Origin of the sequence: Metabacillus crassostreae, from assembly GCF_016908395.1 — a bacterium.
In the GTDB taxonomy this organism is placed as follows: Bacteria; Bacillota; Bacilli; order Bacillales; family Bacillaceae; genus Metabacillus; species Metabacillus crassostreae.
In genome coordinates, this window is the sequence record NZ_JAFBDU010000004.1 from 23395 (window position 1) to 48615 (window position 25221).

Sequence of the window (25221 nt, forward strand, 5' to 3'; positions counted from 1 at the left end):
ATAAGCAAAATTAAGCTCAGTAGAAAGGGTTGGACATCTGAATGGATAAACAATCAGCAACAAAAAGAGCAGAAGAACTTCATGAGCTCTTAAATACATACAACTATGAATATCATGTACTAGATAAGCCAAGTGTACCTGATGCTGAATATGACCGTCTTATGCAGGAGCTAATCTCAGTAGAAACGAATTTTCCAGAATTAAAAACGTCTGATTCTCCAACACAAAGGGTTGGTGGCGTAATTCTGGATGCTTTTAATAAGGTTGTTCATAAAACACCGATGTTAAGTCTGGGAAATGCATTCAATGAACAAGATTTACGTGATTTTGATAGACGTGTTATCCAAGCTGTAGGTGAGGATGTTCAATATGTTGTTGAATTAAAAATTGATGGATTAGCTGTATCATTACGATATGAAAATGGCTTATTTGTTCAAGGTGCAACACGTGGTGATGGATCCACTGGTGAAGACATAACGGAGAATTTGAAAACAGTTCGTTCGATTCCTTTAAGACTAAAAAATGAGCTTTCATTTGAAGTTCGTGGTGAAGTATTTATGCCAAAGAAATCATTTGAAAAGTTAAATGAACAACGTGAAGAGCTTGAAGAAGAGCCATTTGCTAATCCACGTAATGCTGCAGCAGGTTCAATTAGACAGCTTGACCCAAAGATTGCAGCAAAGAGAAATTTAGATATTTTTGTTTATAGTATTGCTGATCTTGGTGGTACAGGTATTGAACGCCATAGTGAAGCATTAGATTTGCTTGAAAAAGAAGGCTTTAAGACGAATCCTGAACGAAGAAAATTTGCTTCTATTGAGGAAGTGATTTCTTTTATCGAGGGATTTTTGGAACAAAGATCCAAGCTGTCTTATGATATAGATGGTATAGTGATTAAGGTAGATTCACTAGCACAGCAGGATGAGCTTGGTTTTACAGCAAAAAGTCCGCGTTGGGCAATAGCTTATAAGTTTCCTGCAGAAGAAGTGACAACAAAGCTACTGGATATCGAATTGAGTGTAGGTCGAACAGGGGTTATTACTCCGACTGCGATTTTAGAGCCTGTTCGAGTGGCTGGAACAACAGTTCAGCGTGCTTCACTTCATAATGAAGACTTGATTAAGGAAAAAGACATTAAAATTGGGGATACAGTTGTTGTAAAAAAAGCAGGTGATATTATCCCTGAGGTAGTAAATGTACTTGTTGAGCAACGCACAGGTGATGAAGAAGCCTTTACAATGCCAACACATTGTCCTGCTTGTGAAAGTGAGCTTGTTCGAATTGAAGGTGAGGTAGCTCTTCGCTGCATCAATCCACAATGTCCAGCACAAATCACAGAGGGTCTGATTCACTTTGTTTCAAGAAATGCCATGAATATAGATGGTCTTGGTGAACGTGTTGTGATTCAGTTATTTCAAGAAGGCTTAATTAAGGATGTTGCAGATTTATATCGATTAACAAAAGATCAGCTAATGCAGCTTGAACGAATGGGTGAGAAATCCACAGATAATTTATTAAAAGCCATTGAGCAATCTAAGGATAATTCACTTGAGAGAATGTTGTTTGGGTTAGGTATTCGTCATGTTGGCGCTAAAGCAGCCAAAACATTAGCACAAAATTTTGAAACAATTGAACAGCTTCAACAAGCATCAGTAGAAGAGCTTATTGCGATTAATGAAATTGGCGATAAAATGGCTGATAGTGTTTCTACATATTTTGCTAATCCAGATGTTCAAGAGCTTATTTCTGAGCTTCAGTCACTAGGGGTTAATACGACTTATAAAGGTCCAAAATTAGTTAAAGTTGAAGATAGTGACTCTTATTTTGCTGGTAAAACGGTTGTGTTAACAGGGAAATTAGAGCAGCTTTCAAGAAATGAAGCAAAAGAAAGAATAGAGGCATTTGGTGGTAAGGTAACTGGTAGTGTGAGTAAAAGCACAGATTTAGTTGTCGCAGGGGAAGCTGCTGGAAGTAAGTTGAAAAAAGCCGAAGAGCTAAATATAGAAGTATGGGATGAAGCTAAGCTTGTTGAGGAATTAAATAGATAAGAGGTGTGTAATCACTTGAAAAAAATATCATTTATGGTGCTTGCTAGTATTCTGTTATTATCAGCTTGTGCACCTAATTTTGGAGAGCAAGAAGAAATCGTGCAGGAAACGAATGATGAGTCAAAGGAAAAAGCGATTATCCCAAAGTACAATATTTCTGATTCGTACTATAAGATGATTTTGCCTTTTAAGCCTGGGGAAGCTAGAGGACTTGTGTCAAAGCAATTGAATACAAGGTTAGATATTGATGAATTTGAAACAGGGTTAATGAGAGTCGCTCAAGATACATTTTCACCAGATAATTATGTGTATCAAGAAGGTCAATATATTAAAAGTGATGATATCAGAAGCTGGGTAAGCCGTAAGAAAACGGGTGAAGCTCTAAAAATTGCTCAAGCAGAGGCAAAAAAGGCTGGAAAAGAATACAAAGAGCTTGGGTTAAATCCCGCCTTACCAGAACCTGCTAATGGCGCTGGCTTAGAAGAGCTTAATTCTGAAAATCCAATTTATTTGGCTCATATGTTAGAGCACAATTACTTAATTCGTAAAGATGAAACAGCAGAATTAGGTGGTGTTGTTATCGGTCTAGCTATGAATTCTGTTCATTATTATAAACAGGAAGATGGATATGCGCGGGAGAAAAACATTGATCGCGCAGAGCTTTTGGCTAAAGGTAAGGAAATAGCTCAGGAAGTGATTAACCGTGTGAGAAGCACGCAAGGTTTAGAGAAAGTTCCGATTACGATCGCTATCTTTGAACAAGAAAAGAAATCTTCGATCGTTCCAGGGAATTTTGTTGCTAAAGCAGTTGTAAAAGAAGGTAGTAGAGATCTTGGTAAATGGGTTGATATTGATGAAGAATATTTCTTCTTTCCTTCAAATGACGCAACAAGTGCTTATCGAGATGACGCCCAAATGTTTAATCGATTTAAATCAGATATAGAGGAATTTTTCCCGAATTACACAGGAGTGATCGGTAAAGCCTTTTATAAAAACGGTGAGCTAAGCCATTTAGATATTGAAATCCCAATGCAATTTTATAGTAAAGCCGAGGTTATTGCCTTCACGCAGTTCGTAACAGGAAAGGTAATGGAGTACTTTCCAGATTATATTGATTTAGAAGTGAACGTGATGTCAACAGATAACCAAGAAGCGCTTATTCTAAAAGAACCAAATCAAGAAGAGCCGACTGTTCATATTTATAAATAGAATAAAATCAAAAGGATGACTTAAGCAACTTTGAGTCATCCTTTTTTCAATCCTATTAGAAAATGACACTAAAACACTTTTGCTAATAGATTTCATTGTTTCTAAAAGTTAATCATTTCTAAATAACAATATGCATACGAATGAACCAAGAATGATAAATAGCCAAACCGAAAAGCTTTTTGTCATTTGTAGTTTGATATGTAGGCTTTTTTTGTGTGCTCTCGTTTTGTTTCAAGGTAAAAGATGATTGACTGAGATGGGATCGAAGAGGTTTTTCTCACTATTTACGGGGAGGCGAAGGAAATGGTTGTACCTTACAAACATGAACCGTTTACTGATTTTAAAGTTGAAGAAAACAAGTTGGAATTTGAGAAAGGATTAATGGTGGTCCAATCTTATTTAAATAAAGATTATGATTTAGTGATCGGTGGCGAGCGGATTTCAACAAAGGATAAAATTGTTTCGGTGAATCCAGCAAACAAACAAGAAGTAATTGGTACAGTTTCTAAGGCAACACAAGAGCATGCTGAAAAAGCAATGAACATTGCTGATGAAACCTTTGAAACCTGGAGAAAATCAAAGCCTGAGATGAGAGCAGATATTTTATTTCGTGCGTCTGCTATTGTTCGTCGACGTAAGCATGAATTTTCGGCGCTTTTAGTAAAAGAAGCTGGTAAGCCATGGAATGAAGCTGATGCGGATACAGCTGAGGCAATTGATTTTATGGAATATTACGGGCGCCAAATGTTATCATTAAAGGATGGAGTAAAAATTGAAAGTCGTCCTATTGAGTATAACCGGTTTAATTACATACCGTTAGGCGTCGGTGTGATTATATCGCCTTGGAATTTCGCGTTCGCTATCATGGCTGGTATGACAGCTGCTGCAGTGGTTTCTGGAAATACAGTTCTTTTAAAACCAGCTAGTACAACACCAGTGGTTGCGGCTAAGTTTATTGAAGTGCTAGAGGAAGCGGGTTTACCTGCTGGTGTTGTTAATTATGTCCCAGGAAGTGGTGCAGAGGTTGGGGATTATTTAGTTGACCACCCACGAACACGCTTTATAAGCTTTACTGGCTCTCGCGATGTAGGAGTGAGAATTTATGAAAGAGCAGCGAAAGTACATGAAGGTCAAATCTGGTTAAAGCGTGTTATTGCAGAGATGGGTGGAAAAGATACGGTTGTTGTTGATTCATCTGCTGATATAGAATTAGCCGCTCAATCAATTGTTGCGTCAGCGTTTGGTTTTTCCGGTCAAAAATGCTCGGCTTGTTCAAGAGCAGTTATATTAGAGGATGTGTATGAACAGGTGTTAGATCGTGCTGTTCAATTAACGAAAAATTTATCATTGGGTGAAACGATATCTCCATCTGTGTATATGGGACCTGTTATTGATCAAGCAGCATTTGACAAAATCATGAGTTATATTGAAATAGGGAAAAAAGAAGGAGAATTAGTTGCGGGAGGTCATGGTGATAATTCACAGGGATTTTTCATCGAACCAACTATTTTTGCAGATGTGGATGAAAATGCACGGTTAATGAAGGAAGAAATTTTTGGTCCGGTTGTGGCTTTTTGCAAAGCAAAGGATTTTGATCATGCGCTAAAGATAGCCAACAACACAGATTATGGATTAACAGGCGCAGTGCTAACAAACAACCGTGCTCATATTGAGAAAGCAAGAGAAGACTTTCATGTTGGAAATCTTTATTTTAATCGTGGCTGCACAGGAGCAATTGTTGGGTATCAGCCGTTTGGTGGCTTTAATATGTCTGGTACTGACTCTAAAGCAGGCGGACCAGATTATTTATTGCTTCATATGCAAGCAAAAACAACATCTGAGATGCTTTAAAGCTTAACTAAAAAAATCCTTAGTGCACCATGTGATGGGAGTACTAAGGATTTTTTCTTGAAATGTACTAGTTATTTGCTTTTAGTTCATCCATTCCAATACAAACGCTCGTCCTTTTTTTGTTCAGTTTCATCAAGGTCAGAAGTAGAAGTAGAATCAGAGTTTAGTTTAAGGTTATCTGGTTTAGACTGAGGTGCGCTTTTCTCAATGACCTCTTTTGTACTTAACTGCTCAGATAATACTTGTATGAGCTGTGAATTTAGCTCATTATGCTTTTGATATTCGTGTAAAAAGGCGGAAAGAGCAATAATGATACCTCCACCTATTATAAGTGTTAGGTAAGGGCCCATTGAGCCGCTAAGCTGTAGCATCATAAATTCAAGAGATCCACCGTACATTTCCTGCTCTTCTTGAACAGCTTTAAAGGTCATTGATATATGATTAACGATACCGCCTGCTCCAATTAAAACTAATATAGCACCAAAGCTGATTAAAAATTTCTTCATCATATCCACTCCTGATTTTATTAATCTTGTACAAATTTTATCATGTAATCATATTTTCTTCTATAATTTCAAAAAATCCCCATCTTATATTGAGATTATTTTAAGAAATAAGTGGTGCAAAATTTTTAATTTTTTTTAGGTGGATCTGACATGAATCTGCAAAAAAATAATGAATTTTTATGGATTTTGTAAATTTAATTTTATTAATTTTTATGAATAGATATAACTTAAAGTAGGATATTATGCCTAATTAATTCGTTTTTATGTATATTTATTCATTTGGTAAATTTTGAACAAGCCTTTGATTTGTTGTGCTTGTCAAATTGTGTTACGATTATTAAGGGTTATGCCAATGTGGTACTACTAATCTATTTTTTATCATCCATCATTAAATTGCATAAGCTTGCATAGAGATTTGTTGACAGCAATTTTAGGAGGTGACTACTCAATGGATTACGCACTTACAGGAGCAACTTGGTTTTGGTTATTTGTACCAATGTTAGTTTTAGTTGTAATTTCAATCATTACAAATTTTACGGAGAGGAGTGACTAATCAGTGGAAACAGGTGTATTAATTACGTTTATAATTTATTTAGTTGGTATGTTAGGTATCGGTCTCGCTGCCTATAAAATGACTAGTAATCTTTCAGACTATGTATTAGGTGGAAGAAGATTAGGTCCTGGTGTTGCCGCACTAAGTGCTGGTGCATCAGATATGAGTAGTTGGTTATTATTAGGCTTACCTGGTGCAGTATACGCATCTGGTGGTATGAATCAGATTTGGCTTGCAGTCGGTTTAGCTATTGGTGCTTACTTAAACTGGCAATTCGTTGCTAAACGTTTACGTAGCTATACAGAAGTTGCAAACGACTCGATTACAATTCCTGATTTTCTTGAAAATCGTTTTAAAGATGGATCAAAGCTTTTACGTGTTATCTCAGCTTTAGTAATTTTACTATTCTTTACGTTCTATACATCATCAGGTATGGTTGGTGGAGCAAAGTTGTTTGAAGCTTCATTTGGCCTATCTTATACACAAGCATTATGGATTGGTGCAATTGTCATCGTATCCTACACATTCCTTGGAGGTTTCTTAGCAGTAAGTTGGACTGACTTTATTCAAGGGATACTAATGTTCTTAGCATTAATTATTGTTCCAATCGTAGCAGTAAGTAAGCTTGGTGGGTGGAATGATACAGTAAACCGAGTAGGAGAACTTGATCCTATTTACCTTGATGCATTTTCTGGTATGTCAGCTTTAGCGATTATCTCTTTACTTGCATGGGGATTAGGTTACTTTGGTCAACCACATATTCTTACACGTTTTATGGCATTACGTTCTGTTAAAGATGTACCTAAAGCACGTATGATCGGTACAATCTGGATGGTATTTGCATTATTCGGAGCAATTTTCACAGGATTTGCAGGTATTGCTTACTTTGCGGAGAGTCCAATTGCAGATGCAGAGCAAGTATTTATTATTTTCACAGATGTTTTATTTGACCCTTGGGTATCTGGTATTCTATTAGCGGCAATATTAGCTGCAATTATGAGTACAATTGATTCTCAGCTATTAGTTTCTTCAAGTGCTGTAGCAGAGGATTTCTATAAAGCTATTTTAAAGAAAAATGCTTCTGAGAAAGAACTAGTATGGGTTGGTCGTATTTCAGTTGCGGCTATTGCATTAATTGCGATTTTACTAGCTTCAAATCCAGATAGCTCAGTATTAGATTTAGTAAGTTATGCGTGGGCAGGATTCGGCGCTGCATTTGGTCCTGTAATCATTCTCTCTCTTTTCTGGAAACGTATGAATCGTTGGGGAGCTCTGGCAGGAATGATCGTAGGAGCAGTTACAGTAGTAGTATGGAAGCAATTAACGACTTCAGGGGTTATTGAATTCAGCCTTTATGAAATCGTACCAGGATTTATCTTCGCATGGATTGCAGTAATGGTTGTGAGCTTAGTAACAGAAGCTCCATCAAAAGAAATGGAAGAAGAGTTCGAGCAAGCCAAAGCATAATCTTAAATAATAGGAGGGGTCAGACACCTTTATGGGGTCTGACCCCTTTTTTTGAGGCAAAATCCCACTTTCTTCATATTATATAGGAAGTAAGGAAATGAGGAGGATGCGGGATGTCTGATCCAATGAAAATGATGAATGATTTTTTCAAAAAGCGACCTAAGCATACGCTTTTAGATACGATAGATGGTGCTTTTAGGAAGCATGATTATGCTAGTTTTGGGGTTGAGGTTGTAGAAACAGACCATCAATTTAAGGTACTAGCTGAATTACCAGGTGTAGCGAAAGAAAGTATTGATGTGGAAATTCGCGGTGATGAGTTAGTCATTAAAGTGAAAGAGCAGGCAAATCAAACACGGAAAATAGGCGGTGTGCGTAAGGTTCATTTGCCTGATTATGTGATTAAACGCAATATGAAGGCTGTTTATCGTCATGGATTACTTGAGATTACATTAGATAAGAAGAAGCCGACGAAGATCGAGATTGAGTAGAGATAGGAAGTGTAGTGCTCTGCCACTAGCTGAGCTAGCGGTGAGCGTGAAACTAATGTGGTGATGGGTGTTGGTCGGATTGTGTCGAAAAACTAATATATTGCGGGAATGAGCAAATATATCGCTAAAAAGGGCAAATATAGTATGAGAAACAGCAAATATATAAGCTCTAACAGCAAATAATAAATCAGCAAATAAGTCAAAATCCACAATTTAACCTCAACCCAGCTCCTCATTAAATGTAGGCTTTTTATACGAATTGTTGATTAACTATGCACTATTTTGGTATCATCAGAGTATTGTGATTGTACGATTTTTTGGAGGTGAGAGGAAATGTCTAGAATTTCAACAGATCAAGTAAAACACGTAGCAAATTTGGCTCGTTTAGCAATTACTGATGATGAAGCAGTGCTTTTAACACAACAATTAGATGCGATCATTACATTTGCTGAACAGTTAAATGAAGTGGATACAGAAAATGTGAAACCAACATCTCATGTATTAGATATGAAGAACATCATGCGAGAAGATATTCCGAAAAAGGGATTAGATAATGAAGAGGTTGTGAAAAACGCGCCAGATCATGCAGATGGTTATATTCGCGTACCATCAATTTTAGAATAAGGGAGGGACAAGCATGGAGCTTTTTGATCGTAAAATATCTGAATTAAAAGAACTTTTACATAAAAAAGAAATTACTGTTTCTGATTTAGTTGATACTTCTTATAAACGTATTCAAGAGGTTGATGACAAGGTTGGAGCATTTTTAACATTAAATGAAGAAAATGCACGTACATATGCGAAAGAATTAGATGAGGCACTAGATAGTCGTAGTGAATTCGGACTTTTATTTGGAATGCCAATTGGTGTGAAGGATAATATTGTCACGAAAAATCTTCGTACAACTTGTGCGAGTAAAATTCTAGAAAACTTTGATCCTATTTATGATGCAACTGTTGTGAGACATTTGAAAAGTGCTGAAACCGTAACAATCGGTAAATTAAATATGGACGAGTTTGCTATGGGCTCTTCTAATGAAAACTCAGGTTTTAAGCTAACGAGAAATCCTTGGAATCTTGAAACTGTTCCTGGTGGATCTAGTGGTGGTTCAGCAGCAGCAGTTGCAGCAGGAGAAGTACTATTTTCTTTAGGATCTGATACTGGTGGTTCGATTCGTCAGCCTGCATCATTCTGCGGAGTTGTTGGTCTAAAGCCTACATATGGTCGTGTATCTCGCTTTGGTTTAGTAGCGTTTGCATCTTCTTTAGACCAAATTGGACCAATAACACGTAATGTTGAAGACAATGCATTTCTTCTTCAAGCAATTTCAGGTGTTGATGAGATGGATTCCACGTCTGCAAATGTTGATGTACCTGATTTTCTTTCTTCATTAACAGGTGATGTGAAGGGCTTGAAAATTGCTGTACCTAAAGAATATTTAGGTGAAGGTGTTCAAGAAGAAGTGAAGCAATCTGTTTTAGATTCGTTAAAAGTGTTAGAAGGACTTGGTGCAACATGGGAAGAGGTTTCATTACCACACTCAAAATATGCTCTAGCTACCTACTATTTACTTTCTTCATCAGAAGCTTCAGCAAACCTTTCTCGCTTTGATGGTGTTCGTTATGGACATCGCTCAGATAATGCTGAAAACTTAATAGAGTTGTACAAGCAAAGCCGTGCAGAAGGCTTTGGTAACGAAGTGAAGCGTCGTATTATGCTTGGAACATTTGCTTTAAGCTCTGGTTATTATGATGCTTACTATAAAAAAGCACAAAAAGTACGTACATTAATTAAAAAAGATTTCGAAGATGTGTTTGAAAAATATGATGTGATCATCGGGCCTACAACACCAACACCAGCATTTAAAATTGGTGAAAATGTAAAAGATCCATTAACAATGTATGCAAACGATATTTTAACAATTCCAGTAAACTTAGCGGGTGTACCAGGAATTTCAGTACCATGTGGTTTATCAAACGGATTACCACTTGGCTTACAAATTATCGGAAAGCATTTTGACGAAAGCACAATTTACCGCGTTGCACATGCATTTGAGCAAGCAACAGATCATCATAAAGCAAAACCTGAACTGTAAAAGGGGTGAAAAACAATGGAATATGAAACGGTCATCGGACTTGAGGTCCATGTTGAACTAAAAACAGAATCTAAAATATTTTCAAGTGCACCAAACCACTTCGGTGCTGAGCCTAACACAAACACAACAGTTGTTGAGCTAGGTTATCCTGGTGTATTACCTGTTTTAAATAAAAAGGTTGTTGATTTTGCAATGAAGGCTTGTATGGCTTTGAATTGTGAAGTCGCTACAGAAACAAAGTTTGATCGTAAAAATTACTTTTATCCAGATAATCCGAAAGCATATCAAATTTCTCAGTTTGACAAACCGATCGGAGAAAATGGCTGGATTGATATTGAAGTAAACGGTGAAACAAAGCGTATCGGAATTACCCGCATTCATATGGAAGAAGACGCTGGTAAGCTTGTTCACTCTGGTGATGGTTATTCATTAGTTGACTTAAACCGTCAAGGTACTCCACTTGTAGAGATCGTATCTGAGCCAGATATTCGTACACCTGAAGAAGCATATGCTTATTTAGAAAAATTGAAAGCGATCATTCAATACACAGAGGTGTCAGATTGTAAAATGGAAGAAGGCTCACTTCGATGTGATGCAAATATTTCATTACGTCCAGTAGGACAAGAAAAATTCGGTACAAAAACAGAGCTTAAAAACCTAAACTCATTTGCTTTTGTACAAAAAGGTCTTGAGTATGAAGAAAAGCGTCAGGAAAAGGTGCTTCGCTCTGGTGGGGTGATTGATCAAGAAACACGTCGTTATGATGAGGCGACGAAAAAGACAATCCTAATGCGTGTAAAAGAAGGCTCTGACGATTATCGTTATTTCCCAGAACCAGATCTTCTTGAGCTATACATTGATGATGAGTGGAAGGAACGTATTCGTTCTTCAATTCCTGAGCTTCCAGACGCACGCCGCAAGCGTTATATGAATGACCTTGGCTTACCAGAATATGATGCACAGGTATTAACAATGACCAAAGAAATGTCTGATTTCTTTGAACAAACTTTAGCAGCAGGTGCAGAAGCTAAGCAAGCATCGAACTGGATTATGGGTGAAGTGTCAGCGTATTTAAATGCTGAAGGAAAAGAGCTTAAAGATGTTGCATTAACAGCAGAAGGATTAGCAGGCATGATCAAGCTAATCGAAAATGGCACGATTTCATCTAAAATTGCGAAACAGGTTTTCAAAGAACTAATCGAAAACGGTGGAGACGCTGAGAAAATCGTCAAAGAAAAAGGCTTAGTCCAAATCTCTGATGACGAAACGTTACGTAAATTTGTAAACGATGCACTAGACGCAAATCCTCAATCTGTTGATGATTTCAAAAACGGTAAACAAAAAGCAATCGGCTTCCTTGTTGGCCAAATTATGAAAGCAACAAAAGGACAAGCAAACCCTCCGTTGGTGAATAAGCTGTTGATGGAAGAAATTCAAAAAAGATAAGTTAGAAGGGATGAAATCTTAATGATTTCATCCTTTTTGTATGGTGGTGGGCACGTGGAATTGGTGTGGTGGGATGCTGATGCCTGCGTGTCGTTTTTTGTCGAAAAACTAATATATTCCGGAAAACAGCAAATAAAAGAGCCAGAATAGCAAATAAAAAGGAGAAATCAGCAAATAAACGAACCAAATCAGCAAATAAACAGGTGAAAAGAGCAAATATATAGAATCAAGACTACAGCTAGGAACAAAAACCATGCCTAAGTATGAGCATTAGGAGGACAAAATGAATCCAGAAGACAAAAAAGCTGCTTTAAACATACTAAACTTCCTATGCAAAGGAGCAACAATTGAAGGTCTTAATTTCTACGGCCTTAAATTACTACTTTCAGAAACAGAAACAAATTCTGAGAAAATAAATGGTCAGGTATATCTCAATATTGAGAGCGACTTTTGCCTTTATCAATCAATGCCAAAAGAGATCCCTCACCAAAATGAATTGCCGAAGCTAGATCTGCTCGAATCCGCAAAATTACTTTGCGAATTGCGTTTGAAAAAAATAACCGAGGTTTCATTACATGATGAAAGACCACATTTGTTTTTAACGTTTGACTCTGGTGAGGTGCTTTTCATATGGGGACATCATCAAGATTATGAAAGCTGGCAGGTTGGGAGCACTTATGACGAATTAGATGAGGAGACTTGGCTAGTCGTTGCATGTCCGGGGGACGAGCTCGCAGTTTGGGGAGCAGAGGACGTTATTGGACTTTAAAAAATATAAAAAAGAGCTCGGACTAATCCAAGCTCTTAATAATCAATCTGTATCTTTTTCCTCAACTGACTCAACAACTTCCTGCTCCTTCTTCTCCTCAAGAAGCTTCTTTAACGACTGCTTGCTTTTCTTCGAAGTCAGAATGTAGAGGAAATCACCCGGCTTGATTTTTGTGTTACCTGTTGGGGTGATGAGCTGGTCATAACGGATGACTGCATTGACTAAAGCCCCTTCAGGAAACTCGATATCGAGCAATGTTTGGCCGGCGATGACAGAGTCCTCTTCAATTTCGTATTCGATCATTTCTGTGTTTACTTTTCCTAAAGACACAAGTTCGAGTGAATGCATAGGCGTTGTTTTTTTAGGACCTGTTAAGCCCAGCTTGTCTGCAAGGTTTGTGATTGTTGCACCTTGGATAAGACAGCTTGTTAAAACAACGAAGAATACTACGTTGAAGATTAATTGACTACCTTCAATTCCTGCTAGTAATGGGAATGTGGCCAGTACGATTGGTACCGCACCTTTTAACCCTGCCCATGATAGAAAGATGAGCTCTTTATTTGTATATTTCAAATTGATTGTTGAAGCAAATACCGCGATTGGTCTCGCGACAAAAATAAGAATAAATGAAAGTAATAAGCCTTTTAAAATAACATCCCATGTAAATAGATCAGAAGGAAAAACGAGTAATCCTAGTATTACAAACATCGAAATTTGCATCATCCATGCAAAGCCTTCGGAAAAGCGGAAAATAGAATGTCTGTAGGCAATTTCTGAATTACCAATCACGATCGCTAAAATGTAAACAGCAAGTAATCCACTACCATTCATAAATGCGGTTACTCCATAAGTGAGTAGAGCAAAGGCAATTGCAAAAATTGGGTAAAGACCACTAGAATCCAGATTGATACGGTTTAATGCTTTTACGACTAATTTTCCAGCAAGAAAACCAATAATCACACCTAGTCCCATTTGTAAAATAAATGTACCAATTAACGAAATGATACTCGTATCAGGCATTGTGATGAGCTCGATCATAGCAACGGTTAGAAACACAGCCATCGGGTCATTTGAGCCAGATTCTGCTTCTAATGTTGTGCCGATTCGTTCATTAATGTTTTGGTCTTTTAACACCGCAAATACAGCAGCAGCATCTGTTGATCCAACGATCGCACCAAATAATAATGATTCGAGCAAGCCTAAATCTAAAATAAACCAAGCAGCACTAGCAACAATTCCTGATGTTAACAGAACTCCAAATGTTGCTAAAGAAAGTGAAGGCAAAATTACAGGGCGTAATGTTTTCCACTTTGTTTGCAGTCCACCCTCGAACAAGATGATCACAAGAGCAAACACACCAATCATTTGTGCGGTGCTCGCATTATCAAAATGAATAAATCCTAATCCATCACTTCCCATAACCATTCCGATCACGATAAAGAGAACAAGTGCTGGAACACCGAGTCTAGCAGAAAATTTAGTTGTTACAACACCGGCAATTAAGAGGATACTTGTTAATAATACAAATGTGTCTGTGTGAATGATTTCTTCAAACATTTACAACAACTCACTTTTTATAAATTTACATCAAGTCTGATTTCAATAGAAGAATCGTTCATGATCCCAATGTATTGTTTTGTTTCGGAGGGAGATGATTGCTGAAGTCGCTTTTGTATCAATGAAATAGCGATACCCTTTTTATATGCGTGATAACCAAATGTTTTTCTTAATGTATGTGTACCAATTGCTTCAGTAATGCCTGCTTGTTTTGCAGAGTCATTAATAATTCGGTAGGCCTGCTGTCGTGTAATCGGCTCTGATGTTTTTTTTGATTTAAATAAATAATCTTCTGGACGTAGAGAGCCATGTGATATACAAGCAGCAACTGCGTCACGTACTCTTTCATTAAGATAAATAGGAGGGTTTTTATAAATAGAAAAATGCAAAAAATCATTGATTTCATGATCTTTGTTAAGAAACTCACCCACACGTAGGTGTAAGAGATCATAAATTCTAATTCCTGTATTAATGCCTAACAAAAGTAAACAATAATCACGGTGAGAACGAGCTTTTAAATAAGCTTGCATAGAAGCTAGTTGTTCTTCACTTTTTATCGCTTCAACGTTTTTCATAATGAAAACTCCCTTATGTTACATAATATGATTATACAATAGGGTTATGTTACATCAAAGGAATTTGCTTCAATAAAAAACTCAGAGTTCATGGCTCTGAGCTTAAGGATTATAAAATGCGGGAAGATTCTGCATCAATTAGTTTTATATTTATATTATTCGATGATCCACTATGGATATGATTGGGCACATCATATAATTCGAGGTATTCCTTCATTTGAAGTGTCTCTTTATGATTGGCTTCAATCGTAATCATATGTGGTCCATTTACATTCATTAGTGATTCCATTCGCAAATCATCTTCAAAATGATAGGAATCTAAAAATTCCAATTCAAAGGATATCTCTTCATTGCTACGGTTATGTAGAACAAGTTTACATTCCCCATTTAATACGTCATCCTTTACAGAATCAAAATTGCAAGTTCCATTGCCATCATATGAAACGGCTGAAATACCACTAGCCAACGTTTCTTGGTAAATCGATATGAGGAAATTAGGTAAAATTGAGTAAACAATCATAACGAATACAATCGTGCGGAAATGATATTTCTTCAAACCAACAATAAGTAAAATCAAGGAGATTAAAAATAATAGTGCACCAAATATACCAAGGGGCAGATAGCCATCTTGATTTCTGATTGGGAAGGACATGACTGTTTCACGTGCGTCTAATGTTTGGTTGTTAGGAAACGGGAAGTATAAACACATACATACACTGAAAAACACAGCTGAAGCAATGAGGACAGCTTTATTTCTGACCATCTTTGATATCTCCTTAAAAAGTTATCTTTTTTGTTTATAAGGTATACTATCGAAAATCTTGTTAATTAGTAGGTAACTTAAAAATAGACCTAGAAATCCTAAGACAAAGTACCAAATGTTTTTTGGTATAAAAATATCAAGGTAATAAAGAAATGCTACTGTCCATATGAAAATTGTTAAGTATTTAAATGTTGTTCTCAATTCTACCATCCTCTAATGTTAAAAATTGGTTATAATTTATTATTGAATTGAGAAGTTTCTTTGTCAATTTATTTTTAATTCATCAAGCTATCTACCTTTTCATTCTCTTAGCAAATGATGAAGCATCCGATCTTTATCATCAAAAAACTGCTTCATAATTGTGTAGTGATTGGTGTCTTCGAGCTTTGTTTCACGAAGGCCTGATTCTGTTAATTCAATAATTTTTGCCGAAGGGAAGGCCATAATAATTGGTGAGTGTGTAGCGATAATAAATTGAGATTTTTCCTTCACTAGATCTTGAATTCTTGTTAACATGGATAATTGTCTTAGTGGAGAAAGTGCTGCTTCTGGTTCATCTAGGATATATATGCCGTTTCCACGAAATCGATTGTTAAAGGTTGCGAAGAAGGCTTCACCATGTGATTGTTCATGAAGAGAGACTCCGCCAAATGAATCGATCACACGTGGCCCTTGACCAGGTTCACTATCCATTGCTTCAATACTTGAGGCAACATTATAAAAGCTTTCTGCTCGGAGGAAAAAGCCATCTTTAGGTCTAGCGATACCCCTGACGATTTTAAGATAATTCTCAAGGCTTGAGTGTGAGTCATAGGTAGAAAAGTTAAAGTTAAGAGAACCACCTTCTGGATTAAATCCAATAGATAATGCGATTGCCTCTAACAATGTAGATTTTCCCATCCCATTTTCACCGATAATAAATGTTACATCAGGATGTAAAGCTAATTCTGTAAGAGACTTTATACTTGGTAAATGAAATGGATATGTTTGAAATGATGGAACTTCATCTCTTTTTAAATAAATGCTTCTAATGTATTGGGTATTATATTCTCTGTCCATTTACAATCCTCCGCTTAAAAATGCCTAGTTATATTTTAACAAAAGTTCAACTATTTGAGTTTAAAGCTTTACATTTATTTGAAAACATGATGATAATATTAATTGGGAATAAAAAGAAATGAACTGATCGATCTACAAATTGTGAATTTTACATATAGACAAGGGAAAATAAATGTTTCATTGTTTGTAAAATAGGACAAAGTAAGATAGAGATACTTGCGATATTTTTACATAGAGGTATAATTATTGCTTGTTCAGTGTTAGAAATACATTCTTAGATAATAGGATGATGGGGAATGAAAAGAGCTAGAATCATTTATAATCCAACCTCAGGTCGGGAGCTTTTTAAGAAACACCTACCAGAGGTTTTACAAAAATTCGAGCAAGCGGGCTACGAAACGTCTTGCCATGCGACAACATGTGAGGGAGATGCAATTGAGGCAGCAAAGATCGCTGCTGAACGCAACTTTGATTTAATTGTTGCAGCTGGTGGAGATGGTACGATAAATGAAGTGATTAACGGGATTGCTAATTTAGATTACCGACCACAGATTGCTGTTATTCCAGTTGGAACGACAAATGATTTTGCCAGAGCTATTGGCATACCATTAAATAATGTTCTTCAAGCTGTTGAAGTGATTTTGAATGGAGAAGCAAAGAAAATCGATATTGGTAAAGTGAATGATCATTATTTCATTAATATTGCCGGTGGAGGTCGCTTAACAGAATTAACGTATGAAGTGCCAAGTAAGCTGAAAACAGTTGTTGGACAACTTGCTTATTATTTAAAAGGTATGGAAATGCTTCCTTCGATTCGTCCTGCCGAGGTAGAGATTGAATATGATGGCAAGCTGTTTCAAGGAGAAATCATGTTATTCCTCGTTTCGCTTACAAATTCAGTTGGTGGCTTTGAAAAGCTTGCACCTGATTCGAAGCTAAATGATGGGATGTTTGATTTATTAATTTTGAAAAAAGCAAATCTAGCGGAATTCATTCGTGTGGCAAGCTTAGCACTAAGAGGCGAGCATATTAATGATGAGCATGTGATTTATACGAAGGCCAATAGAGTAAAGGTCTCTAATAAGGATAAAATGCAGCTTAACTTAGATGGTGAATATGGCGGTATGCTTCCGGGTGAATTTGTTAATATGTATCAGCATATTGATATTGTTGTGTCATCTGATAAGGCGAGACAAATGGAAGAGTAGGAAACTTGGCTTAGTGATATTGCCAAGTTTTTTTATAGTTATAAACCATTATAGCTTTGGTATAGGGAAGGGTTTATTGTGCTACAGGTTGCTCGCTTTCCGCGGGGCGGGCGGTGAGCTTCCTCGGCGCATAGCGCCTGTGGGATCTCACCTGTCCCGCTGCTCCCGCAGGAGTCTCGCACCTTCCGCACAATAAACCCTTGGTGTCATACCTAGTTATAAAAAACTAAAAGATCTAAATTGCTTATTATTAGATGAACATATCAAGGTGGAAAATGGACAAGTAGTAAGGCTCGATTTAACACATGAGGATGATTGTTGCTAAAAGACTTATAACTAACAGGGGCGAATACACCTTTATCCGAAGATTTTTTTATAGAGATTGAGTATGGTAATATAGATGAAAGAAGTAAGGTAGAAAAGGAAGAACATGATGCCAAAATTACAAGCACCAGTTATGAAGAATGAATATTATGATGTGACTTTTGAGGACCTAACACATGAAGGTGCTGGAGTTGCTAAAATAGAAGGCTTTCCAATTTTTGTTGAAAATGCACTGCCAGATGAAAAGGCGAAAATCAAAGTTATCGGTATTAAGAAGGGTTTTGCTTTTGGTAAATTGATTGAGATCTATGAAGAAAGTAAAAATCGTATTGAAGCTCCTTGTCCGATTTACTCACAATGTGGGGGCTGTCAATTACAGCATGTGAGCTACGAGGGACAGCTTGATTTTAAACGAAAACAAGTAGAGCAGGTTCTAGCTCGTATCGGAAAGCTAGATTTAACGAAGGTAAAGGTTCATCAAACTCTAGGAATGAAGGATCCGTGGAATTACAGAAATAAAGCACAGGTGCCTGTTGGTGAACGTGAAGGTGGACTTGTTGCAGGCTTTTATCAAAAGCGAAGTCATGACATTATTGATATGGAGCGTTGTCTGATTCAGCAAGCTGAAAATGACGAAATCGTGCAATACGTCAAGACGATATGTGAAGAATACGGAATTCGTGCTTATAACGAAGAAAAGCACAAAGGCTGGCTGCGTCATATTATGGTCCGTTATGGATTAGTGACAAAAGAATTAATGGTTGTATTCGTGACTAAAACAACTGACTTTCCACACAAAAATGAAATTCTGTCAAAAATAACAGAGCAATTTCCACAGATTAAATCAGTTGTTCAAAACATAAACAATAAACGAACAAATGTCATTTTCGGTGACGAAACAAAGGTCCTATGGGGCGAGGAATATATTTACGACAAGATCGGTGATATCAAATTCGCCATTTCAGCACGTTCCTTCTACCAAGTGAATCCTGAGCAAACAAAGGTGCTTTATGACAAAGCATTAGAATATGCAAAGCTTACAGGTGAAGAATCAGTGATTGATGCGTATTGTGGAATCGGAACGATTTCGCTATTTCTTGCTCAAAAAGCGAAAAAGGTATTTGGCGTTGAAATTGTTCCAGAAGCAATCGAGGATGCGAAACGTAATGCAGAGCTTAATGGAATTGAGAACGCTGAGTTTGCTGTTGGTGAAGCAGAGGTTGTTATTCCTGAGTGGTACAAGCAAGGTAATACGGCAGATGTGATTGTTGTTGATCCACCGCGCAAGGGCTGTGATGAGGCACTGCTAAAGACGATTTTGGATATGAAGCCAAAGCGTGTTGTGTATGTTTCATGTAATCCAGGGACATTGGCGAGGGATTTGCAGGTGTTGGAGCAGGGTGGATATGAGACGGTTGAGGTTCAGCCTGTTGATATGTTTCCGCATACGACGCATGTCGAGTGCTGTGCGTTGATAGAATTAAAATAGAAAATTTAACAATCTTGAACGGATGGATCAGCTGGTTCTTTAAATCGATAATAAATATTAGCTGTTCCGTCTGTATTAATTTCTATCCTATCAACCAATTTGTGAAGTAACAAGCTGATCTCCTTATCTGATCAAGTTGTTTAAGGGAGAAGTTCTCATTATTTCCTTTGACAGATTGGAAAACATATGTTTATTTAATTTTATCCTTTTTAATATTTTTTGTAAGTCAATTTATAATTATGAAACTTCTACGTATTGAAGATGGAGTAGATCAAATTAAGACTTTTAGTTTATCTGATTTATCTTTTAATTGGTTAAGTGTTTCTCTTTTATACCTTGTATTTACAATACTAACGCCAATAAAGGAAGAAATCATATTTAGGGGAATCCTTTTTAGCTTTTTAAAGGACAGGTATAATTTTTGGATTGGATTTGTAGTATCCTCAGTAATATTTGGATTACTACATAATGGTCATACAATCTCAATAACTATTATTGGTGCTATTTTCCTACTGCTTTATAAGTTAACAAAATCATTAGTTGTCCCTATTCTACTACATATAATTTGGAATGCTATTGCAATTTCCAACTTATTATTAGCAATAAATAGTCAGAGTTAATGAAAATTATTTAAAATGGCATTTGTTATTATTAAATTTGAAACGCTTTAGAAGAGTAATTAAGAAGGTGCGATAATATTATCGCACTCTTTTTTCAATTATAGGATTATTTGATGCTTGTTTTTTGCCTCTTATATAACCAAGGTGAACCGTATCACAATAGTGGTAAAGCGGAAAGTAGAAGTAGCAGTATATTTGAAGGAAGTCTTAAGTTAATCTCTTTTAAAAGATAAATCAACCCCGCTTAATGAGCTTTAAGTTTTAATATTGCACTTGGGCCGAATCCATGTAGCTAAGTATATCTGCTTCAGTATTTTCTGATAGACGTTGGAGTGATGTGATGCTTTCTCGTTCAAGGGTTATTCGAGTTGGTGCATCCATTCCAAAGGAAAATTCAATTTAAGGTACACTTTCTGCCTCACAAATAGGGCAAGTTTGGTGATCAGGTTTTTTTGCATTTTAATGACCACTTTTGCACCGTATCCGCTTTATGATATTGCTGGTAGGCTCCAGCCTCGAATATGGTACAAGTTCGCCCCTAACCATGCGCGGAGGCTCGGCAATTTTAGAATCCTACTTCTTGAGTCGACTAGCTTTTAGATGGAAGAGGTAGAGGAGCTGAAAGAATGTCTTGATCCATTTTCACGTTAGAACGCCGGAGGTGATTTTGCATTATATCCTGAGCTGGGGAGGAGAGGTTGAGGTTTTAAAACCGTAGTCTTTACGCTTCCAGATTCGGGAAGAAGCCAAAAAAAAATAAATATGCTACTGACACTGTCGTCAGTAGCATATTTATATTTTGGAGTGAATCAAGAAGAATGAGGGGTGTGTTTTTATGAGAAGTACTGCTGATGCGTTGCAAGTGTTTGAAAAGAGTGTTGAACGCTATTTATTAGAATTGGGAGATATTACAATGGAACAATTACTTGTAGCACCAAACGATGAGGATTGGTCCATTGGGCAGCTGTTTGTGCATTTGATTCAGTCGGCGCATTATATGCTGCGTAACATTGAGCAATGTTTGGCTGGAGGCGATGATGTAACGGGGGTAACGAAGGGAAAAACGGAGGATGGCAAGGTTTTATTTGAGCTAGGAAGTTTTCCGCCGATTCGGATAAAGGTCCCAGCTTCGTCGTATACAACACCGCAGCCGGAGGGTAAGGAGCAGCTGATAGAAGGACTTCGAGACGTAGTGGAAAGGATGAAACGAATAGAAAGAGCATTGAATCAGGCTCCAGACGGCGATAAAATTATTCATCCAAAATTCGGTGCATTAAATGCTACGGAGTGGTTTTTACTGGTAGAGATGCACTTCAGGCATCATTTCTTGCAGCTTGAACGATTGTTAAATGTCCTAGAAAAATGACAATGTGGAATTTGTATCTGCTTCACATGTCTAGCAAGCTGTAGAGGGTATATCGCGCAGCTCTTTCATGTAGGGTGCTGGACTAGGACCATTTACGTCCATTGGAGAAGTTATGTAATGATAAACCGAAATACAGGAGAATGGCTAATCTGCATTGTTGGTTCATTCTCTTTATTTGTCATTTGTCGGGTTAACACGACTATTTTGTACAGTTTGGTATAATGTATTTTCTCGGGGAGTTAACTGATCCGAAAATGAAGGATTATAGTGGTCTCAATGATGGGTACGACCTGTTTGATTATAGTTAGTTTATGCCCAATTGGTTAAAGAACTATAGTGACAACCTTCTAAATAAGATCTCTCAAAATGAATACATGCGCCCGTATTAAAAATACAAACGATAAGAAGTATCTTGAGATATTTGTGAAGTGTTTCGTATGAGACAATCTTAAAAAATTGCAGTTTGGGCTTTTTTAAAGAAAAGATGTTGAAGTGTAACACCTTGAAGATTTTAGAGCGCTTACCTATTAGGTGGCGCTCTTATATTATCTTTGAACAATAAATTTCGCTCTATAGATGTTATGGTGAACCATATAATGAAGATATAAAACAGTAAAGGCAATGAGTTCTTTTGATGGATTCGTAGCGTGGTAAAAACCAAATCAAATTTATTTATCAAATTAGCTCGATATGATTTGGATACTAGAGTGCTTCTTTAGGAATAGAATAAGAACATCACTTCATTAAATAATAATTAACTCAACTAAACTTTATTAGATAAAGCATCTTAAATCCCTTTTAAAATAGAGCAATTAACAAAAGGTAAGTGTTATTACACGTCTAAATGGATGAAACCTAAGATTCTAAACATATCTCTTTCTTCTGTAAACAGGCCAGATTGTGTAGGATCAGACTTTTATTGGAGTATTTTTTAAGACAATTTAAGGGAATGATTAGTAACTTTTTTTTGAACCTTTTGGAGATTAAATCAATACTCTTTACTTTGTTGCTTTTTAGCGTTAAATGAAAAAATAGAACGTGGCGGAACTTTACTAAATATTACCCAGCCTTAATATATGTGTGTTTTCAATGACATAACAGAGACCATTTTATTTACGAGTTCATAATTACCTATATGAATGAGCATCCTAATAAGAACTTTAATCATAAAAGGATGTTTGTTATGAAACAAAATAAAACCCAGAAGAAGCTCTTACGAATTACACTAATTATAAATTTAGTGATACTCATTCCTCTACTTATCAGAAAGCCTCCAGTAAAAGATTGGATAATCGTTTATTTGTTCAATGCCGTTACCAACGGTTTAATTGATAATATCTTATCAAAGCATAAAATAGTGAAGTATCCTGTACGTTTATTTTCGAAATCATTTGACACTCATATACTGTTTGATTTCTTTCTATACCCAACTTTCACCATTCTTTATAATCAAATGACACAAAAGGACAAAATTCTTCCAATTATTTATAAGCTTATTTTTATTACAATACCACCTTTTTTCATAGAAATCTTGGCGGAGAAAAAGACGGATTTAATTGAATGGAGTAGAAAATGGAAATGGTATTATACCTTTTGTAGTCTAATTTTTAAATCACTATTAACAAGAACGGTAATTGGGATTGTAAGAAAATTAGATAATCAAATTAATTAAAGAAAATGTATTATGGTTGGTCAACTAACGAAATAGCGGTAGCACATAAAGCCCGTCGTAATCCCTTGTATCACTAACGGTAGCCTGCATATTGAATAAATATATGAGGAACACCAGAACAAATTGTTGCGCAGTCCAAGGGCAAAATCCCTTTGTTAAAAGACAAGTGATTCATGTTATAATACAATTTTCATTTATTATTATTGAGGTGTTACTAGTTGAACGAAAAGGAACCACGTTATATCACACTTTCTAAGCAAAAGTGTAAAGAAATAGGGATGGATCCCGATGAGATCGTTCGTCCCATAGTCACTTTATCCAAACAAGAGATTCAAAGGAGACAAGAAATTTATAATGAAATCTTGTCCGTTGTTCGTTTCTTTTCAGAAAAACTAATTCATTCTTTACCAGAAACTAATATATTAGTCGTAATCTCTGATTCTGACGGTTACTTATTAGAATTAGCAGGGGACGAACAAATGAAAACTAATATCGATCATTTAGGTATCACAATAGGAAGTTTGTTTAGACAAGAAGATACTGGAACTAATGTAGTTAGTTTGGCTTTAGAACAGCGACATCCGGTACAGGTGATTGGTGAGAACCATTACCACACGTTTCTACACGAAATTGCATGTTACGGTGCTCCGTTTCATTACAAAGACGAGGATAATTTACTTGGAAGTATAAGTATCATGGTCCCAATTAACTTTCATAACTCCATGTTTATGCCTATGCTTAGTCAACTAGTAGATTCCATTGAACGAGAGTTGCTATTAAGAAAACAAAATCGAAAGCTTAATATATTTAATCAAGTAATGCTTAGTGGAGCTAGAAACGGAATCATTATTACTAATGAAACTGGGATTATTATAGAGTTTACTGACTTTGCGAAGCAAATCTTTTATCATACTTTTACTAATTCTAGTAGTTATGAACTTCCTATTATAGGAAACTATTTCAAATATGTCCTAACTTCTGAAGTAAGTTATGATAGTAAAGAAGTCGTTTTTCATAACTCTACTGGTGATCCCATCATTTGTCTCTTTGATGCCCAACCTATTTATGAGGGTGAAATGGTTATTGGTGCATACGGACAACTACGTGACATGACTGATCGCTATATAATGGAGGAAAAGATTAAGGCAGCTGAAAAGCAAGTACTAGCAGGCCGAATTGCTGCGGGAATTGCGCACGAAATTCGAAATCCACTTACAACTGTTCGTGGGTATCTTCAATATTTTGAAAAAGAAGTGAGGAGAGACATCGGGCAAATGTTTACCGAATTACTAATTCCCGAAATTGATCGTGCAAATAAAATCATTACTGATTTTCTAAGTATTGCAAAGCCTTCAGAGAAAGCGTTTGAGAAAATTCAAGTTAAATGTTTTTTTACAGATTACTTATGGAATTTCCTTAAAAGTGAAGCGCTGCTTTACAATGTAGAATTAGATTTTGATATACCTTCACATGCGGAAAAACACTATATCTTCTGTAATCGTGAAGAACTTCTTCAAGTATTTATTAATTTATTTCAAAATTCATTACAAGCAGAAGGTGATAACCCACTTACTGTAAGAATTTGTACGGACATTAAAGATCACACTATCCAGATTATGTTCAGGGACAATGGGAAGGGTATTCAACCAGCTATCCTTATGAATATTTTTGAACCTTTCTTTTCAACAAAGGACTTAGGCACAGGTTTAGGACTTTCCGTTTCTCAAAAAATCATTGAGAATCATAGTGGTCAAATCACGGCTAAAAGTATTGAAAATACAGGGACAACGTTTGTAATTGAGCTCCCTCTTCACAAGGAAACAAATTAAGATTATCTTAATTTTAAGCTGACACGATGAATAGAGCATAAGATGCTATGGACTATAATGTTAATTTCTAAGGATTCTCCTAACATTGAGCACCTGTTAAATAAAAAAATAACTATTTATCTATGTGCCTGTTGGAATAGTGATAATAGTTACCAGTCAGACCTTGATTTCGTTAAACAATTTTTACGATTTCGGGTCTTTTTCCTGTTATATCCTTGTCAATTCAATTTTCGTTTAAGGCTATTAAGCAAAACTTTATCATACTGAAACAGCGATATGATCGTTAACGGAATGAGCGATTGTGTTTTGATGCATGGGGACAGT

At 36.4% G+C, this 25221-nt stretch carries 21 protein-coding genes; 16 read left to right on the top strand and 5 right to left on the bottom strand.

The window, feature by feature from the left end; all coding sequences use genetic code 11:
- The first annotated feature begins 41 nt into the window (after window positions 1-41).
- The 3 genes from ligA (at window position 42) to pruA (ending at window position 5108) form a co-directional block, all read left to right on the top strand.
- The gene (gene ligA / locus JOC75_RS13680) at window positions 42-2048 is read left to right on the top strand and encodes an NAD-dependent DNA ligase LigA (protein WP_204954604.1); all 2007 of its coding nucleotides are present in this window, start codon (window positions 42-44) and stop codon (window positions 2046-2048) included.
- 15 nt (window positions 2049-2063) lie between these two features.
- Window positions 2064-3257: a CamS family sex pheromone protein gene (locus JOC75_RS13685; RefSeq protein ID WP_204954605.1), complete on the top strand. Its 1194-nt coding sequence runs from the start codon at window positions 2064-2066 to the stop codon at window positions 3255-3257.
- A gap of 303 nt (window positions 3258-3560) precedes the next feature.
- The gene (pruA, locus tag JOC75_RS13690; protein WP_204954606.1) at window positions 3561-5108 is read left to right on the top strand and encodes an L-glutamate gamma-semialdehyde dehydrogenase; all 1548 of its coding nucleotides are present in this window, start codon (window positions 3561-3563) and stop codon (window positions 5106-5108) included.
- 86 nt (window positions 5109-5194) lie between these two features.
- Here the strand turns inward: pruA and JOC75_RS13695 are convergent, their stop codons facing one another.
- The gene (locus JOC75_RS13695) at window positions 5195-5614 is read right to left on the bottom strand and encodes a hypothetical protein (protein ID WP_204954607.1); all 420 of its coding nucleotides are present in this window, start codon (window positions 5612-5614) and stop codon (window positions 5195-5197) included.
- A gap of 556 nt (window positions 5615-6170) precedes the next feature.
- Between JOC75_RS13695 and putP the strand changes: the two genes are divergently transcribed.
- The 6 genes from putP (at window position 6171) to JOC75_RS13725 (ending at window position 12435) form a co-directional block, all read left to right on the top strand.
- Window positions 6171-7634, top strand: a complete 1464-nt coding sequence (gene putP, locus JOC75_RS13700; protein WP_204954608.1) for a sodium/proline symporter PutP — start codon at window positions 6171-6173, stop codon at window positions 7632-7634.
- Window positions 7635-7747: 113 nt separating this feature from the next.
- A complete protein-coding gene (locus tag JOC75_RS13705) occupies window positions 7748-8125 on the top strand; it encodes an Hsp20/alpha crystallin family protein (RefSeq protein WP_204954609.1) in 378 nt (125 codons plus the stop codon).
- Window positions 8126-8458: 333 nt separating this feature from the next.
- Window positions 8459-8749: an Asp-tRNA(Asn)/Glu-tRNA(Gln) amidotransferase subunit GatC gene (gene gatC, locus JOC75_RS13710; RefSeq protein WP_146950368.1), complete on the top strand. Its 291-nt coding sequence runs from the start codon at window positions 8459-8461 to the stop codon at window positions 8747-8749.
- A gap of 13 nt (window positions 8750-8762) precedes the next feature.
- The gene (gene gatA / locus JOC75_RS13715; protein ID WP_204954610.1) at window positions 8763-10220 is read left to right on the top strand and encodes an Asp-tRNA(Asn)/Glu-tRNA(Gln) amidotransferase subunit GatA; all 1458 of its coding nucleotides are present in this window, start codon (window positions 8763-8765) and stop codon (window positions 10218-10220) included.
- Between the two features lie 15 nt (window positions 10221-10235).
- A complete protein-coding gene (gene gatB, locus JOC75_RS13720; RefSeq protein WP_204954611.1) occupies window positions 10236-11666 on the top strand; it encodes an Asp-tRNA(Asn)/Glu-tRNA(Gln) amidotransferase subunit GatB in 1431 nt (476 codons plus the stop codon).
- Window positions 11667-11949: 283 nt separating this feature from the next.
- Window positions 11950-12435 (top strand): hypothetical protein, encoded by a 486-nt coding sequence (locus tag JOC75_RS13725; protein WP_204954612.1) that lies wholly within the window; start codon window positions 11950-11952, stop codon window positions 12433-12435.
- Between the two features lie 42 nt (window positions 12436-12477).
- Here JOC75_RS13725 and JOC75_RS13730 read toward each other — a convergent pair whose 3' ends face one another.
- From JOC75_RS13730 to JOC75_RS13745, 4 genes are all read right to left on the bottom strand, one after another.
- Window positions 12478-13992 carry a potassium/proton antiporter gene (locus JOC75_RS13730; protein WP_204954613.1) on the bottom strand — a complete coding sequence of 505 codons (1515 nt, stop codon included), beginning with the start codon at window positions 13990-13992 and terminating at the stop codon, window positions 12478-12480.
- 17 nt (window positions 13993-14009) lie between these two features.
- Window positions 14010-14567 (bottom strand): tyrosine-type recombinase/integrase, encoded by a 558-nt coding sequence (locus tag JOC75_RS13735; RefSeq protein ID WP_204954614.1) that lies wholly within the window; start codon window positions 14565-14567, stop codon window positions 14010-14012.
- Window positions 14568-14676: 109 nt separating this feature from the next.
- Entirely contained in the window at window positions 14677-15330 is a 654-nt protein-coding gene (locus JOC75_RS13740; protein ID WP_204954615.1) for a hypothetical protein, read from the bottom strand.
- A 300-nt stretch (window positions 15331-15630) separates the two neighbouring features.
- Window positions 15631-16389: an AAA family ATPase gene (locus JOC75_RS13745; RefSeq protein ID WP_204954616.1), complete on the bottom strand. Its 759-nt coding sequence runs from the start codon at window positions 16387-16389 to the stop codon at window positions 15631-15633.
- A 296-nt stretch (window positions 16390-16685) separates the two neighbouring features.
- On the opposite strand from JOC75_RS13745, the gene JOC75_RS13750 reads away from it, so the two are divergent.
- The 7 genes from JOC75_RS13750 (at window position 16686) to JOC75_RS13775 (ending at window position 24897) form a co-directional block, all read left to right on the top strand.
- The gene (locus JOC75_RS13750; protein WP_204954617.1) at window positions 16686-17597 is read left to right on the top strand and encodes a diacylglycerol kinase; all 912 of its coding nucleotides are present in this window, start codon (window positions 16686-16688) and stop codon (window positions 17595-17597) included.
- A 433-nt stretch (window positions 17598-18030) separates the two neighbouring features.
- Window positions 18031-19410 carry a 23S rRNA (uracil(1939)-C(5))-methyltransferase RlmD gene (rlmD, locus tag JOC75_RS13755; RefSeq protein WP_204954618.1) on the top strand — a complete coding sequence of 460 codons (1380 nt, stop codon included), beginning with the start codon at window positions 18031-18033 and terminating at the stop codon, window positions 19408-19410.
- 239 nt (window positions 19411-19649) lie between these two features.
- Entirely contained in the window at window positions 19650-20030 is a 381-nt protein-coding gene (locus JOC75_RS13760; protein WP_204954619.1) for a CPBP family intramembrane glutamic endopeptidase, read from the top strand.
- Between the two features lie 631 nt (window positions 20031-20661).
- Window positions 20662-20748, top strand: a complete 87-nt coding sequence (locus JOC75_RS24545) for a WCX domain-containing protein (RefSeq protein WP_476703448.1) — start codon at window positions 20662-20664, stop codon at window positions 20746-20748.
- A gap of 117 nt (window positions 20749-20865) precedes the next feature.
- Window positions 20866-21396 carry a DinB family protein gene (locus JOC75_RS13765; RefSeq protein WP_204954620.1) on the top strand — a complete coding sequence of 177 codons (531 nt, stop codon included), beginning with the start codon at window positions 20866-20868 and terminating at the stop codon, window positions 21394-21396.
- 1183 nt (window positions 21397-22579) lie between these two features.
- Window positions 22580-23068 carry a CBO0543 family protein gene (locus JOC75_RS13770; RefSeq protein WP_204954621.1) on the top strand — a complete coding sequence of 163 codons (489 nt, stop codon included), beginning with the start codon at window positions 22580-22582 and terminating at the stop codon, window positions 23066-23068.
- 218 nt (window positions 23069-23286) lie between these two features.
- Window positions 23287-24897: an ATP-binding protein gene (locus tag JOC75_RS13775; RefSeq protein WP_204954622.1), complete on the top strand. Its 1611-nt coding sequence runs from the start codon at window positions 23287-23289 to the stop codon at window positions 24895-24897.
- The last annotated feature ends 324 nt before the right edge of the window (window positions 24898-25221 follow it).